14 protein-coding genes are annotated in these 14,961 nt (G+C 51.5%); 7 read left to right on the forward strand and 7 right to left on the reverse strand.

Annotation, left to right across the window (positions count from 1 at the left end; all coding sequences use genetic code 11):
* Window positions 1-189 precede the first annotated feature (189 nt).
* Genes murB through xseB form a run of 4 tightly spaced genes read right to left on the reverse strand, consistent with a single transcriptional unit; the run spans window position 190 to window position 4,283 of the window.
* Window positions 190-1,209, reverse strand: a complete 1,020-nt coding sequence (gene murB / locus AC6I1F_RS08055) for a UDP-N-acetylmuramate dehydrogenase (protein ID WP_160336121.1) — start codon at window positions 1,207-1,209, stop codon at window positions 190-192.
* Window positions 1,210-3,090 (reverse strand): 1-deoxy-D-xylulose-5-phosphate synthase, encoded by a 1,881-nt coding sequence (dxs, locus tag AC6I1F_RS08060; RefSeq protein ID WP_160336122.1) that lies wholly within the window; start codon window positions 3,088-3,090, stop codon window positions 1,210-1,212.
* A gap of 11 nt (window positions 3,091-3,101) precedes the next feature.
* Window positions 3,102-4,004: a polyprenyl synthetase family protein gene (locus AC6I1F_RS08065; RefSeq protein WP_160336135.1), complete on the reverse strand. Its 903-nt coding sequence runs from the start codon at window positions 4,002-4,004 to the stop codon at window positions 3,102-3,104.
* Between the two features lie 9 nt (window positions 4,005-4,013).
* A complete protein-coding gene (xseB, locus tag AC6I1F_RS08070) occupies window positions 4,014-4,283 on the reverse strand; it encodes an exodeoxyribonuclease VII small subunit (protein WP_237178818.1) in 270 nt (89 codons plus the stop codon).
* Between the two features lie 283 nt (window positions 4,284-4,566).
* Between xseB and AC6I1F_RS08075 the strand changes: the two genes are divergently transcribed.
* Window positions 4,567-5,433: a sulfurtransferase gene (locus AC6I1F_RS08075; protein ID WP_160336123.1), complete on the forward strand. Its 867-nt coding sequence runs from the start codon at window positions 4,567-4,569 to the stop codon at window positions 5,431-5,433.
* 91 nt (window positions 5,434-5,524) lie between these two features.
* Here the strand turns inward: AC6I1F_RS08075 and AC6I1F_RS08080 are convergent, their stop codons facing one another.
* Window positions 5,525-6,304: a ZIP family metal transporter gene (locus AC6I1F_RS08080; protein ID WP_160336124.1), complete on the reverse strand. Its 780-nt coding sequence runs from the start codon at window positions 6,302-6,304 to the stop codon at window positions 5,525-5,527.
* 71 nt (window positions 6,305-6,375) lie between these two features.
* Entirely contained in the window at window positions 6,376-7,359 is a 984-nt protein-coding gene (locus AC6I1F_RS08085; protein ID WP_160336125.1) for an NAD-dependent epimerase/dehydratase family protein, read from the reverse strand.
* Window positions 7,360-7,575: 216 nt separating this feature from the next.
* Here AC6I1F_RS08085 and AC6I1F_RS08090 point away from each other — a divergent pair, with 216 nt between their 5' ends.
* The 6 genes from AC6I1F_RS08090 (at window position 7,576) to ispF (ending at window position 13,529) form a co-directional block, all read left to right on the forward strand.
* Window positions 7,576-8,232 carry a nitroreductase family protein gene (locus AC6I1F_RS08090; RefSeq protein ID WP_160336126.1) on the forward strand — a complete coding sequence of 219 codons (657 nt, stop codon included), beginning with the start codon at window positions 7,576-7,578 and terminating at the stop codon, window positions 8,230-8,232.
* A 166-nt stretch (window positions 8,233-8,398) separates the two neighbouring features.
* Window positions 8,399-10,207: a sensor histidine kinase gene (locus tag AC6I1F_RS08095; RefSeq protein WP_288319858.1), complete on the forward strand. Its 1,809-nt coding sequence runs from the start codon at window positions 8,399-8,401 to the stop codon at window positions 10,205-10,207.
* Window positions 10,200-10,832, forward strand: coding sequence for a response regulator transcription factor (locus AC6I1F_RS08100; protein WP_160336127.1), 633 nt, complete (start codon window positions 10,200-10,202; stop codon window positions 10,830-10,832). The genes AC6I1F_RS08095 and AC6I1F_RS08100 overlap by 8 nt, the downstream gene beginning before the upstream one ends.
* On the forward strand, window positions 10,825-12,261 hold the full coding sequence (locus AC6I1F_RS08105; protein WP_289185587.1) for an FAD-dependent oxidoreductase: 1,437 nt from the start codon (window positions 10,825-10,827) through the stop codon (window positions 12,259-12,261). Before AC6I1F_RS08100 ends, AC6I1F_RS08105 begins: the two co-directional genes overlap by 8 nt.
* A gap of 47 nt (window positions 12,262-12,308) precedes the next feature.
* The gene (gene ispD, locus AC6I1F_RS08110) at window positions 12,309-13,019 is read left to right on the forward strand and encodes a 2-C-methyl-D-erythritol 4-phosphate cytidylyltransferase (RefSeq protein ID WP_251452907.1); all 711 of its coding nucleotides are present in this window, start codon (window positions 12,309-12,311) and stop codon (window positions 13,017-13,019) included.
* 21 nt (window positions 13,020-13,040) lie between these two features.
* On the forward strand, window positions 13,041-13,529 hold the full coding sequence (gene ispF, locus AC6I1F_RS08115; protein ID WP_370267564.1) for a 2-C-methyl-D-erythritol 2,4-cyclodiphosphate synthase: 489 nt from the start codon (window positions 13,041-13,043) through the stop codon (window positions 13,527-13,529).
* Here the strand turns inward: ispF and AC6I1F_RS08120 are convergent.
* Complete coding sequence (locus tag AC6I1F_RS08120) at window positions 13,526-14,941, reverse strand: ATP-binding protein (protein ID WP_160336131.1); 1,416 nt, start codon at window positions 14,939-14,941, stop codon at window positions 13,526-13,528. The genes ispF and AC6I1F_RS08120 overlap by 4 nt on opposite strands.
* Between the last annotated feature and the right edge of the window lie 20 nt (window positions 14,942-14,961).

Raw genomic sequence — 14,961 nt, forward strand, 5'->3', positions numbered from 1 at the left:
AGTTTTTATTAAGTTTTTTCTTCGTAAATCGGAGCCGCTGGCGCTGTTCGAGTCTCGATCCCAAAACCGCGTAACGCCATATAGACGGGACATTGGAAAGGAGCTAGGAATTATTTAGACGACATCACAAAGTCTCGTTCAAAAAATATGGCGCCGCAATGGGCGCCGAATAAATTGAACAAAATCTGATTAAATAATATTGACTTCCGGTTCAAGCTTGATCGAGAAGCAGTTCTTGACACGAAGACGCACGTCCTGCGCAAGTGCATAAATATCTTCACCGGTAGCATGTCCGTAGTTAACAAGAACAAGCGGCTGCTTTTCCCAAACTCCAACATCGCCCATACGGTAGCCGCGCAGACCGGCCTGTTCAATAAGCCAGGCCGCCGAAAGCTTGTACTTGCCGCCCGCAAGCGGATAAGAAACCACGGAGGGATTCGTTCTCAGAAGCTTCGAAAACAGATCGCGCTCGACAGTCGGATTCTTAAAGAAGCTGCCTGCATTGCCAACCTTCGAAGGATCCGGAAGTTTTCTTCTGCGCAGTGCGACTACACAGGAAAACACGTCTTCAGGCCGTAATTCGGGGAAACGGTTGATTTCGATTTCTTCAGCCAAAGCTTTATAGCCGATGTTGGGCTGCCATTTCTTCGGGAAACGGAACGTCACACCCGTGATAATGAGATGATGGTTTTCTTTTTTCTTGAAAATCGAGCTGCGATATCCGAAGTCACATTCTTCCGTCGTCAGCTCTCGGATTTCTCCGCTGTTGATATCAAAAACCTCAACAGATTCAATCCGTTCAGCGGCTTCAGCGCCGTAGGCCCCGATATTCTGAATGGGAGCCGCACCGACCGTGCCCGGAATCAGTGCAAGATTCTCAAGTCCTGCAATTCCGGCGTCCAGCAAACGAACAATGAAACTGTGCCAGACTTCACCGGCGCCCGCCTTGACAACGTAAGAGTCCGCGTCCTCATGGAAAATATCCATGCCGGGAATCATCATCCGCAGAACCAGACCCGGATAATCTTCCTTAAACAAAACATTGGAGCCTCCGCCGAGCACCATAAAAGATTCGACTGGATTTTTCAGCATCTCCTCGCGCACCGCAATCAAGTCGTCAATCGACTTAACTTCAGCGAAGTAGGCCGCACGGGCGTTAACGCCAAAGGTGTTCAGCTTTCTCAGATCTGCATCTTTCAAAAATTCCATTTAAGGCTCCGCTTGCTCAAGTTTGAGTCTTTCCTGTATTTGCTTTAAAACGCTTTCTTTATTCATGCCGCAATCATGCCAGAGTTGCATTTGCGTACCCTGCTCAATGAATCGATCCGGAATTCCAATTTGAAGCACGTCCGCTTTAATACCCTCGGAGGCAAGAGTTTCAAGGCATGCGTCTCCGGCACCGCCAATGACAACATTCTCCTCCATTGTGACGACTAAGTCATGCTCTTTAACCGCTTCGGTCACTGCCTGCCGATCAATCGGCTTCACAAAACGCATGTCATAGACCGTCGCGTCAATTTCATCGGCAATCTGAAGCGCTTCTTCAACCATGCTGCCAAACGCGAGAATGGCGCATCTCCTGCCTGCGGCAGCCCCGCAGCTGCGGACTTTCACAGCTTTTCCTATCTCTATGGCATGCATTTGCTTTTCGATCGGAACACCCGGCCCTTTGCCTCTCGGATAGCGCACAACAACCGGCTGATCAAGCATATAACCCGTATACAGCATCTGTCTGCAGTCGTTTTCGTTGGAAGGCGCCATGATCACGATGTTGGGAATGCAGCGCAGGAACGACAAATCAAAAGATCCGTGGTGTGTTGCGCCGTCAGCGCCAACCAGTCCTCCGCGATCCATCGCAAAGAGCACCGGAAGATTCTGCAGCGCGACATCATGCACGATCTGATCAAATGCTCTCTGGGAGAATGTCGAGTAATAGCAGCAAATCGGTTTTAAACCCTCGGCTGCCAGCCCTGCGGCAAAGGTTGCGGCATGCTGCTCGGCAATTGCCACGTCAAAGAAACGCTTGGGATAAGTCCTGGCGAATTCAACCAATCCGGATCCTTCTTCCATCGCCGGAGTAATCGCGACCACCCGCTCGTCCTCTTTGGCAATGTCCATCAGGAAGTCACTGAACACTTCCGTATAGGTTTTTGCGTGCGGTGAGCTCACAAGTCCTTTGGAGGCATCAAAGGGCGAAATCCCGTGATATTTGGTCGGATTGTGCACCGCCGGTTCATAGCCTCGGCCCTTTTCCGTCACTACGTGCAGAACAAGCGGACCGGGAAGCGCCTTCATGTTCTGAAGGACCGGAATCAAGGCCTCAAGATCATGCCCGTCAATCGGTCCGTGGTAATTCAGTCCGAATTCTTCAAAGAGCGTCGACTGAGGAGACACCATGCCTTTACTGTATTCCTCCGCCCTTCTCGTTAAATCAAAGAGTTTCGGGAAAGGCCGAACAATGGCTTTGCCGATGTCTCGGGCCTGAGCGTAAAACCTTCCGCTCATCAGCTTTGTGAAGTGTTTATTCAGCGCGCCGACCGGAGCGGAAATCGAGCAGTCGTTATCGTTGAGAATCACGAGGAGACGAATATCCTTCATATCTCCGGCACAGTTCAGCGCTTCAAAAACCATACCGGCCGTCATTGCGCCGTCACCGATGACAGCCACATGACTGCGGTCTGTTTTGCCCTGCGCTCGAGCGGCTACCGCCATGCCAAGCGCGGCGGAAATTGAAGTTGAAGAGTGTCCTGCTCCGAAAGCGTCATAAGGACTTTCGCTGCGTTTGGGAAAGCCCGAGAGCCCTTTGTACTGACGAAGCGTCAACATGCGGTCTCTTCTTCCCGTCAGAATCTTGTGCGCGTACGCCTGATGACCGACGTCCCAAATCAGTCTGTCCTCCGGCGTCTCAAATACATAATGAATCGCGATCGCGAGTTCAACACATCCTAAGGAGGACGAGAGATGTCCGCCGGTCTTGGAAACGCTTTCGATAATAAATTCGCGCAGCTCACGCGCAAGCTGCTTGAGCTCCGGCATCGTGAGCTTCTTGACATCGGCAGGACTGTTGATGTTTTCTAAAAGTGTGCTCATCGTTAATCCCGCTAGTAATTCCTTCCCACAATGAAATACGCGATCTCACGAAGTCTTTCTTTTCCGGGAAGATCGTCGGGAAGCTGCTCTAAGGCATGACAGGCTTTCTCGTACTGTTCTTTGGCCATTTCTTTTGCGGATTCGAGCCCGAGCAGACTGACATAAGTCGGTTTATCTTCCTTCGCATCCTTTCCTGCCGTCTTTCCTAAAAGCGCCGTATCGGCCGTGACATCAAGGATATCGTCAACAATCTGGAAAGCAAGACCGATCGCGGTTCCGTATTCCTTCAGCGATGCAAGTATCGCCTCTTCGTCAGCTCTTTCTTTGCCGCAGGCCGCGCCCATCAGCACGGAACACAGAAGAAGCGCGCCGGTTTTCATCGCATGCATGCGGCGAAGCTCTTCAAGCGTCATCTTTTTACCGACCATCGAGAGATCGATCGCCTGCCCTCCGCACATTCCTCGTGTGGATGAGGCCTGCGCCAAGTGCTCTACCAGGAGAACCTTACGTTCGGCGGGCAGTTCGGTCTTACTCAGGATGCAGAAGGCTTCCGGCTGAAGCGCGTCACCCGCAAGCATCGCCATCGCTTCACCAAAGCGCGCGTGCGTCGTGGGTTTGCCGTGACGAAGCATATCGTTGTCCATGCACGGCATATCGTCATGGATCAATGAGTAAGAGTGAACACATTCAATCGCGAGTGCGGTCAGATCAAGATCAGAGGACTTTGCCCCAAGCATTTCGCCGACGGCATACACCAGCAGTGGACGAACTCTTTTTCCGCCTCCGAGCACCGAATAACGCATCGCTTCATGAAGCGGCTCGGGAAATAAGTCGGCCTTGGGGAGATTTTTGCAAGCGGTCTCTTCTACACGCGCCTGTCGGGTCTTAACCCAATCATTAAAGGCTGAGGACATCATATTTAACTAGAATAGACCGTCGTCATCGAGCTCTTCAATGTCATCTTCTTTCATCGCAGCGTCGATGACTCGGATTTTTTCTTCAGCTGCCTTCAGAAGCTGCGAACAATGCTGCTTCAGTTTTGCGCCGCGAGAGTAGGCCTCGACAGACTCCTGCAAAGAAAGTCCGCCCTGACTCATTTTTTCAGAGAGAGATTCGAGCTCCTTGAGTGCGGCTTCAAAGCTCATTTCTTTAATGTCGTCATCCGACGCGTTTGCGCTGTTTTGCTTGCTCATATTCCGATGTTCTTTTTAATCAATGCAAATTCTACTGATGATATGGCTAGATAATATGACAAATTGCTGCGATTATCGTCCTATTCTTACAATATGGCACCTAAATACCAAAGAATCGGTAGTTTTAGAGACTGTTTCATGAATTTAACAGTCTCAGAAGATGCGGCAGCTTCATAAAATCAAAATGAGACTGACGACTTGCCTTCCGAATACGATTCGCATTGCGTTGTACTGAGAAATTGCCGGTAATAAAATCCTGAATATTAAATTCAAAGGTCAGGCAATGATTTACACCACACTCATCGAACCGCATGAACTTCATGCGCTTCTGGTTAATCAGAAAATTTCCAAATCCGACAATTTGCTTGTGCTCGACGCTTCCTGCAGCATTACCGAACCGGATATCGGCAAAAAGAATTACGCAGTCGAACACATCCCCGGTGCCGTCTTTATTGACTTTGACAAATACGTGACCGGCAAAGTCGCCAAAGGAACTGGGCGGCACCCGATGCCGGATCGGGCCGCGTTTGAAAAGAATATGCAGGCTTTCGGCGTCGATTCCTCTAAGCAGATCGTTATCTATGATCAGGGCGGCCTCGGCTTTTCCACGCGTCTCTGGTATGAGCTGCGCTGGCTCGGATATGAACGTGTCGCCGTTTTGAACGGCGGCCTTAAAGGCTGGAAACTGAAAAACCTGCCGCTTACCGGCACTCCGTTGGAACCTCAGCCCTCAGAGTCCGTCACGGAGCATGAAGCGCTCGAAGTTCCTGTCCAAATGAAAGAGGTTCAGGATAATCTGAAGACACATGAATTCATGCTGATTGACGCACGTCCTGAAACACGATTCCACGGCATCGGAGAAACAATCGACCATAAAGCAGGACACATCCCCAGAGCCGTCTGCAGAAGCGGATCCGAATGTTTTGATGAAAACGGTTTCTTTAAATCCGCTCCGGAGCTGCGCAAAGAATTCCTTGCACTCTTAAACGGAAAATCTCCAAAGCAGGTCATCCACTCCTGTGGTTCCGGCGTAAACGCAAGCGTCAATCTTTTTGCCATGGACTACTGTGGACTGTTCGGCTCTCGTCTCTACCCCGGATCTTTCAGTCAGTGGATCGATTTTGAAGAGAACCCGGTCGTCACGGATTGATTTTTACGCACGGCTGATTCAGATGCGCAAAGCGCAGGAGAATTACTAAAACCCTCCTGCGCTTTTATGATTCTTTCCCCGCTGAACGATATTAATGAGCGTGCATTGAACCGGTTGCAGCTACCGCGATTGCGACACCAATCAAAATAAACAGCATCTGGATCAGAAAACTTTCTGCCTTTTCTTTTCTGGCGATTTCCGGCAGAAGATCCGACATCGCAATATAAATAAAGCTCGCGGCCGCGATCGCAAACGCATACGGCACCATCCACTCCACTTTATCGAGCAGGAAGTAGCCGAACAAGCCGCCAACCATAGACGTCAGACCTGAAATGATGTTCCACATCAGAGCGTTGGCGCGCTCAAATCCGGAATGCAGCAGAACCATAAAATCTCCAACCTCCTGCGGGATTTCATGCGCCATAATCGCAAATGCCGTAATCCAGCCGAGGCTGTTGCTCACCATGAAGGCGCTCGCAATCAAAATGCCGTCCGTCAGATTGTGGAATGCATCTCCGATCAGAATTGCATTGCCGCCCTTTGCGCCTTTACGACTGTTCTCAATCATTTCGCTGACCACCGTGCCCTCGTGATCAGTGTGGCTGTGGTGGCTGTTGAAGTAATACTCAATACCAAAAAGGAATAAGACACTCACGAGAAGCGTCCAACCGATAGAAACCGCATTCTCATGAATTTCAAACGCTTCCGGAAGAAGATGCGTGAACGCCACCGTGATCAGAAGTCCGGTTGAAATACACAGCATCTTGCTCATGTACTGGTCCAGAAACTTAAAGCTGATCAGCCCGGCCAAAATAATCGAAAGCACTGACGAGAGCAGTGTCGCCAGCATAATTTGAATCAGTACGCCCATTTCTTCTAGTCTAATTAAGGATTGTCGAGGCTATAGTACACGCCGAAGAAAGACTTCTCGCGCCTAATGCTCTAATTCGAGCGATGCGAGGTTCCTGCCACGGAACGCTCATCCCAGGACCTGCGGAAGCACTGCTCCACACTCAGCGGAGGCTCCCAGCCGAGAAGAATCATGTTCTTTTTAATATCGACGACCAGGTTCTTAAAAAGGAAATCCTCCCAGGCCTGGCGACCGATGTAACTGTTGAAGAGACGAAGAAAAAGCGGAGGGAACGGCCAAAGAAGCGGCGGACGGCGATGCGATTTGGCGAGCAGACAGAAAAACTCTTCCGCCGACAAATCATGCCCGTCACTAACCAGAAAGGTCTCACCGGCTGCCGCGGGATGAACCAGCGACTTAATCACGAAGTCCGTCAGATTATCAATCGATAAAAGCGAGCGCTTGTTCTTGGAACACCACAGCAGAGGCAGCGGCACGCAGTATTCAACCAGCTTGCGGGCAAAACTAAAAAGATTGGAGCAGCCCGGCCCGTAAACCATCGGTACGCGAATGATCGTGACTTCAAGACCGGACTCCTCTCCGACCTGCTGAATCGCTTTCTCCGTCTGATGCATATAACGGCCGAACAAAGTTCTCGGGCGCGGCAGCGAATCGGCAAAGAATTTCTTTCCCTCCGGTGTGGACGCGCCGTTCACTTCAACCGTGCTGATAAAAATAAAGCGGCGGATACCTGCACGATAGGCTTCTCTGGCTAAATGGACGGAACCGAGCACATGAATTCTGTGCAGAGCGCTTTCTTCGAGCCAGTCACCGCCTTGGCGAAGCGTTTCATAAGTCTCGCAATGAATGAGGGCGTCACAGTCTGCGAACTCTTTCTGGCAGTCCGGAGTATCTTCCAAACTTGCCAGACGCACCGTTTCAAAGGATTTTGAGTTCAGCACGAACTCTTTCTGCGCCGCCGCACGCACGACGAACTGCTTTGTATAGTTCAGCAGCGCAAGCACCATCGCATTGCCGATGTAGCCGTCTGCTCCTGTTACCAGTATTCTTTTCATTGCTGACTTTTTTGCCGAAAAAAGCTTTCATTTGTTTCGCATATGAAAAGTCTAACGAATGCAGGCTTGTTTGACCAATGCCAAAGTGCTTCTCCTGAATAACATCGACCGATAAATCTCAGCGGATAGCCGACAGACTGCACTTTTTCTATACGCTCAAAGCGCAAAAGACGTCTATACTCAGTCATCTGCTTTTAAACGTTGGAGAAACGAATAATGGATTTCCTTGAATTATCTGAAAAGCGATTTACCGCTAAAAAGTTTGACCCGTCCAAGTCAATCTCAGCCGAGGATTTCGACAAGCTTAAAAAAATTCTTCAGCTTGCGCCCTCTTCCGTCAACAGCCAGCCGTGGATTTTCCTGACCGGTTCATCGGAAGAAGCAAAAAAACGTATTCGTCCCGCAGTTGCTGATTTCAACTGGCCTCGCCTAGATACGTGCTCACACTTTGTCCTGATCGCTGTTCGCAACGGCCTGTCTGACAAATATCAGCACCGCCTACTGGAGCAGGAAACAAAGGACGGCAGAGTCGCCAACGAAGAAGCGGCAAAGGAAATCTATGACGGCCGTCAGTATTTCATTAACCTGCGTGAGCAGGTCGGCGAAACCCTCAACTGGGAAAAGAAACAGGCATACATCGCAATGACAGCCCTTCTTTACGGTGCTTCCTCTATGGGCATTGATTCAACGCCGATCGAAGGTTTTGATGAAGCGGCGATGGACAAAGTGCTGAACCTTGACATGTACGGCGCCCGCTCTGTTCTGCTTGTCACACTCGGCTATGACGCTGAAGACGATCACAACCGCACTCGTCCGAAATCCCGTCTGCCGCAGGAAGATATTTTCTATGACCTTGACAAATACAGAGGTTAATTAACGTATTGCACGACAAGACCGCCTTTGGGCGGTTTTTTATTAGCAGTTCGTCCTAAAACCCCCACCTCTTCTGAAATATCTCATAAAAATATCAAGGAAAACCAGCAGGTCAAAATTCTTCGCTTTTGCGAAAATAACAAATCAAACCGAAATTCCTTGATTTGTGAAACGACTTTCCTGTTTTATTGTGTCTTTGCTTCTCTCGGCGGTATGCTCCGCTGAGGGACTTTCTGCACCCGATAAAACGGATATCACAATCGGTTATATCGGCTCTGTCGCGGAAGAAGTTAAAGAGAGAACCGTATTCCCGACCTTTGAATATCTCAAAAAAACACTCGGAGATCGGTATAACCTCTCGCTTATCACCATATCGTCCGCAAATCTTGAGGTCGAACTGCAGCAGTTCAAACCGGATTTTCTCATGGCGCCCGCTGAGATCTACCTTATGCTCAGTACCTCTCCTCAGTACGGCAGCCATGACATCGCCACGCTGAAAAGCATCTACTCGAATAATTCCGGCGGAGACAACGGCGCGCTTTTCATCACGAGAGGCGACCGCTCAGATATCCGAACCCTTGAAGACATGCGGGATAAAACTGTAACAGCCCAAAATCCCACCTCTTTGATCGGCTGGTGGTCCGCGCTTGGCGAAATCGAGCGGCACGGATTTTCTTCGGATAACTTTTTTAAAGCCGCAAGTTTCGTTCGCGACCATCCTCTCAAAATTATTGAAGAGGTGATTTCGGGCGCGAGCGACGTCGGCATCCTCCCGACCTGTTACCTCGAAATGCTTGAGGGAGACGGTCTGCTCTCCCCCGGCGCCGTAAAACCGGTCGCGCTTTATAAAGCGGATGACGCCGCATCCCTCTACTGCAGGCGATCAACGAAAGATCTTTATCCGGGCTTCGTGATAAGTTCACTCAAGGGAACCCCGGACGCTGTCGTCAAAGACTTTATTCGTGCGCTCTTTGCCATGCCGCCGACCGAGGAAAGCGAGTGGTCGGCTACCGGTGACTATATCGGCGCAATCGACTTAATGAGGCGGCTGCGTTTTGGTATGTACAAAAATCTGCGCGACACATCACCGGGCGCGCTGCTCCTTCGCTATAAAACCGAACTGCTGATCCTCACACTGATTCTCCTGTTTTTAATCGCAAATGAATTGCGCGTTCACCGCTTGGTTGATCAGCGGACGCTGGAACTGAGCAGCGCGATTAAAGCGAAGGAAAAAGCGGAGAAAGAAGCAATCGCCGGACGAAAGCGCCTCTCGCATATCGAACGATCCGGCGTGATTTCTCAGATGTCCAACATCATTGCGCACGAATTAAAGCAGCCCTTAGGCGCGCTCCTTAATTACGCCGCGGTGCTCAATGTCAGACTGAAGGGCAGTCTCGAAAGCGACGATCTGTCCAAGCAGATCATCGACAACATCAGTGCAGAAACAAAACGCATCTCAATGATCGTCGATTCAGTGCGCAAATTCGCGCGCAAGGAACAGGCGCCGCAGATGCCCTGTCAGCTCAATCTGATCGTGGAAAAAGCCATCCGTACCTTCCATCAGCAGGAAGACGCGCAGACCCTGGTCCCGTTCATTACGAACGGCCTCTCCGCGCATGTGCTGGCCGACCCGCTGTCTTTGGAGCTGCTGATTCTGAATCTCATTCGTAATGCGGCGAGCGCGAGCAAAGCCGTAAAGAAACCTAAAGTCGGAATTGAACTGACGGAAAAAGGCAGTAAATGGAATCTCACGATTTGGAACAACGGTGAAGAGCTCAATGAAGACGCTTTCGAGCGGCTCGAACATGCTGCCGAGTCAACAAAAGCCGAAGGCTTGGGGCTCGGTCTCTCGATCGTCAGAGAAATCGCAGACATGCACGGCGCGAGTCTGCACTTTAAACGCAGACCAAAAGGCGGCGTCATCGCCGAGCTGCTGATTGACCGATTAAAACAAAAGGAAATGAACAATGAATAAAAGCGAAGCGCTGATCCGCCTGGTGGACGACGACGCGAGTCTTCTCTTCTCCACCCAGATTTATCTTCAGACGATGGGCTGGAAAGTTGTCGCTTATGACTCACCGGGAAAATTCCTGCGCTCGGATGATCTGGACGTTCCGGGATGTTTGGTCTTGGACTTTCGTATGCCGAACTTTACCGGCCTGGAAGTTCAGCAGATTATGATTGAACGCGGCTATAAGCACTTCCCGATTATTTTCCTTTCCGGTCACGGCGACATTGAAATGGCAGTTAACGCGATGGCAAAAGGCGCGGTGACATTCCTTGAAAAACCGGCCGACCCTGAGCGGCTCAACGCTGAAGTGGAAAAGGCGGTGGAACTCGGCTTCAGCAGAAGCCGCAGAGCAAAAGAAAGATTGGAACTCAAACGCCGTTACAGCCACCTGACCGCACGTGAAAAAGAAGTCCTGCATTTAGTCGTGAACGGACTCACCAATAAAGAAATCGGCGACAAACTAGGACTTTCTCTGGCAACGGTCAAAATGCACCGCGGACATGCGGCAGAAAAGCTTGAACTCAGCTCTGTCGCCGAAATCACGCGGGCGCTGATCTTAATTCAGGAAGAGGATCAGCAGGATGCGTAGGCGAAATCTGCTCAGCCTCGGCGCTTCGCTGGCGCTTGGCGCTGTAACAACGAGCGCGGCTGCTGCCTCTCCCTTCGGCATTCGCCTTTGGGACGTCGTCATTGTCGGCTCCGGACTTGCCGGACTCTCAGCAGCAGTATCGGCTCGTGAAAACGGCGCGGAAAACGTCTTAGTGATAGAAAAGCTCCCCATCCTCGGCGGCCACTCCCGAGTCGCAAGCGGATCCTTCTGCGCGGTTTCCGAAAAGCGGCTCAAGCCCTACGGAATTAAAACCACCGTCGAGGATGCGGTCAAAGAAAGCCTGGTCATCGGCGGACCTGAGGCCAACGCGAAGCTTTTAAAAATTCTGATGAAAGAAAGCGAATCCGCTATGGATTGGCTTGAAAGCATGGGTGTCCGCTGGAACCCCGAGCCCTACCTTCCCGTCGGCTCCCTCAGTGTCTGCAGCTTTATCTCACACAGCGGCGCCAACGGACTCAACTACATCACGCATCTGAATCAGCGCGCTCGCGAACTCGGAGTGCGGTTTATCTTCTCGCACCGCGTGAACGATCTGCTCACTTATGCGGACCGAAGCGCGGTCGAAGGTGTTGTGATGCGCACACCGGAAGGAAACGTAGAATACATTCGCTCTAAAGCGGTGATTCTTGCCTGCGGAGGCTTTACGGGAAACATCAGCATGTGCCGCGCTGTCAACCGAAATATCAGCCCTGCCATGCGCTCAACCGCCAATCCGACCGGACGAGGCCTTGACGGCGCGACCGGAGACGCGATCTCGCTTGCGAAACCGCTGAATGCGATGGTCAAAGATCTTGAACACATCCAGCTGATCTGCTATCTCGGCGGACGCATGCTGAATTACTCCGGAGCCGATATCTACGTCAACCAGGAAGGCAGACGTTTTGTCAATGAAGCCAATGCGCACGCCGTCATACAGAAAGAACTTTTAAAGCAGTCCAATGGAACTCTTTGGGCAATCACGGACGCCAAGTCGAAAAAGAGTCTGACGGTAGAGACAAAACTCGAGAACGGATCTGTCTATAAATGCGCTGATACAGCAGAAATCGCCAAACTGATCGGCTGCCCCGCAGAAAACATTGAAGAAACACTGAACCGCTATAACGAGTTTGTGCGTTGCCAAAAGGATGAGGATTTCGCAAAGCCGATTCTTTTGCAGACGATCGACAAGCCGCCCTACTACATCGGCCGAGAAAAACTCGGCATTCATTACTGCTGCGGCGGACTCGCGTTTAACGAGTATGCGGAAGTACTGCGAAACGACGGAACGTCGATTGCGGGCTTATATGCAGCGGGTGAAGCGACGGGCGGTCTGCACGGCAAAGATCGAATCGGAGGCGGCGCGCTCACCGAATGCGTGGTGTTCGGCCGCATCGCGGGTAAAGAAGCCGCGAATTTTAAAATAGGCTAGACATCGCGGCGTTTGAGCTAGAATCCCATCGATAACGGAGAATCCACATGAACACACAAGAAGCCTCTTTCCGGCTCGCAGCCGTCGTCGTCGCGGCCGGTTCTGGAACCCGGATGGGTACGAACTTTCCTAAGCAGTACGCTTTAATTGAAGGTAAAACCATGCTCGAGCACTCCGTTTCGGCTCTTCTTGAAGAGCCCAGAATCGAACAGCTCGTTATTGTGATTTCTCCTTCGGACTTAATCGGTCAGCAGCTGAAGTTCACCGACCCGCGCGTCAAAATCGCCCGCGTCGGCGGCGCAAGCAGAGCCGACAGTATCCGCAACGGCATCACATACTCCGGACTCTCCGCAAACGATTGGGTCCTCACGCATGACGCCGCCCGTCCCTGCGTTAAAGCCTCAGATGTCGCCAAACTGATTGATTACTGTTTAAAGACCGACGAAGGCGGCATCCTTGCGGTTCCCGTGAGTGACACGATCAAGCAGCAGAACGCCGCAGGAAAAATCGGCAAAACGATTCCTCGAGACAAACTCTGGGCAGCTCAGACGCCTCAGTGCTTCAAGGTCGGACCGCTCACTAAGGCGCTCTCCAACACTGAGGCTGTCGTCACCGATGAGGCAAGTGCAATGGAAGCTTCCGGCTTCAAACCCGCACTGATCGAAGGCTCTTCGACAAACTTTAAAGTGACGCGTCCTGCAGATCTCGCGCTCGCGCGCGCCGTCTTCAGGACTAGAGCCGCGGGCGACGATATTTAATACAAATCTTGGAACACTATGATGCACAATGAATACCGTATCGGCCAGGGCTATGACGTCCATCGGCTGGTCGAAGGCCGGCCGCTGATTCTCGGCGGCGTTACGATTAAACATGACAAAGGCCTTTACGGCCACTCCGACGCGGATGTGCTTTTGCACGCCGTAACCGACGCGCTCTTTGGCGCTGCGGCGCTCGGCGATATCGGCAGACATTTCCCGGACACCGATCCGAAATACAAGGGCGCGGACAGCGCGCTTTTGCTGTCCGAAGCTCTGGAATTGGTCCTTAAAAAGGGCTGGATGCCGGTCAATGCGGACTGCACGATCATCGCGCAAAAGCCAAAACTTGCACCTTACATGGAACAAATCAACGCTTCGCTTAGCTCTATTCTGAGACTGCCGATCGACTGCGTGAATGTAAAAGCCAAAACCAACGAACTCCTCGGCTTTGAAGGACGGGAAGAAGGTATCGTCGCTCAGGCAGTGATTCTGCTCAAAGCGCGTTCTTAAGCTTTGGATTGATTATCCGTGCCGCTTGGGCCGCTCTGCCGAACTAAGGAAGAGGACGGAACGAGCGGCATAATCATTTGTACGCTCAGACCGTTCGGAATATTCTGAACAAGACGCACGGAACCGCCACCCGCTTTGGCGACGCGGGTCACAATGGAAAGTCCGAGACCGGTGCCGCTCGCGTTGCCTCTGGCGGTGTCGCCGCGTTCAAACGGCCTTAACACACGCTCCAAATCATTGGCAGGAAGCCCTTTTCCATCGTCGGAAACGATCAGTTCGGCAAGACTCTTCTTCTTCAGATGACGCAGAACAATCGTTAAATTCAGCCGTCCGTCCGTACTTCTGCCGTACTTGCCGGCGTTCACAATCATGTTTTGAATCGCTCTGGCCAAATCCGTCGGATTGGCCCGCACTTCAAGATTATCGTCTATCGATACTTTCAGCGTGACATCAGGCTGCGTCGAAAGGCGGTTGGCCGCGATGACCTCGCGAAGCGTAGAAGAAATATCCACGACGCTCAGCTCGGTTTCACCCTGACGAACATACGCCATGAACTGCTTCACGATGCTTTCCATCTGATCAAGGTCGCTGCACATCGCGTTTCGCGTTTCTTCAGAAATCGGCGCGAGTTCTACTTCTAGACGCAGACGTGTAATCGGCGTCCGAAGATCGTGGCTGACACCTGCAAGAAGAAGTTCGCGGTCGCTTTGAAGCCGCTTCAGATCGGAAACCATCACGTTGAAGCTTTCATTGACTTCCCGGATTTCTCTCGGGCCGTCCAAAGGCAGCGGCTCGGGCAGAATGCCTCGGCCAAGCTGTCTCGCATAACTCGAAAGACGCGACAAAGGATCAATCAGACGATTCGTCAGCAATACGGTAAAGAGCGTACAGACAAAAAGCATTCCGCCGAACCAAAAAATCCAGTTCGTTCCGAGACGAGGCGGATTCGAGGATCGCTCGCACCGGAGCCAATACTCGTCTTCGTCGATTTTAAAACTGACCCAAAGTCCCGGCATACCGTTGATGCGGCGCGCAAGCATCGTATCTTTGCCAAGCGAAGAGCGCACGTTTTCCAGAATCAGATCGTTGAGTCGGTCGCCTTCAAGCGGCTCAACCCGATCGCTCGGTTCTTTGGGAAGAATGTTGAGGCCCTCGCGCTGCGCGAGAGCCATGATGAGGTCGAATCGATAACTCGTATCCGCGCTGATCAGTGCATAACGGGTTAGCGTCGTAATAGAGGTAATGCGCTGAGACGCGCTCAGCGCCCGAGGCTCTTCGTCAAGGACGGAGAGCCCGTAAAGCCAAGCGCCGACACTGGTAAGAACAAGGATGAACAGCATCCCGAAGGTTTTCCAGAACAAACCGGAAAAGAATTGAGATGCCGCACTCTCTTTGTCTTTTGAATCCGCCATGCCGCACTTAGCCTTTATAT

It is taken from the genome of Parasutterella sp. St.1A3 (assembly GCF_059728705.1).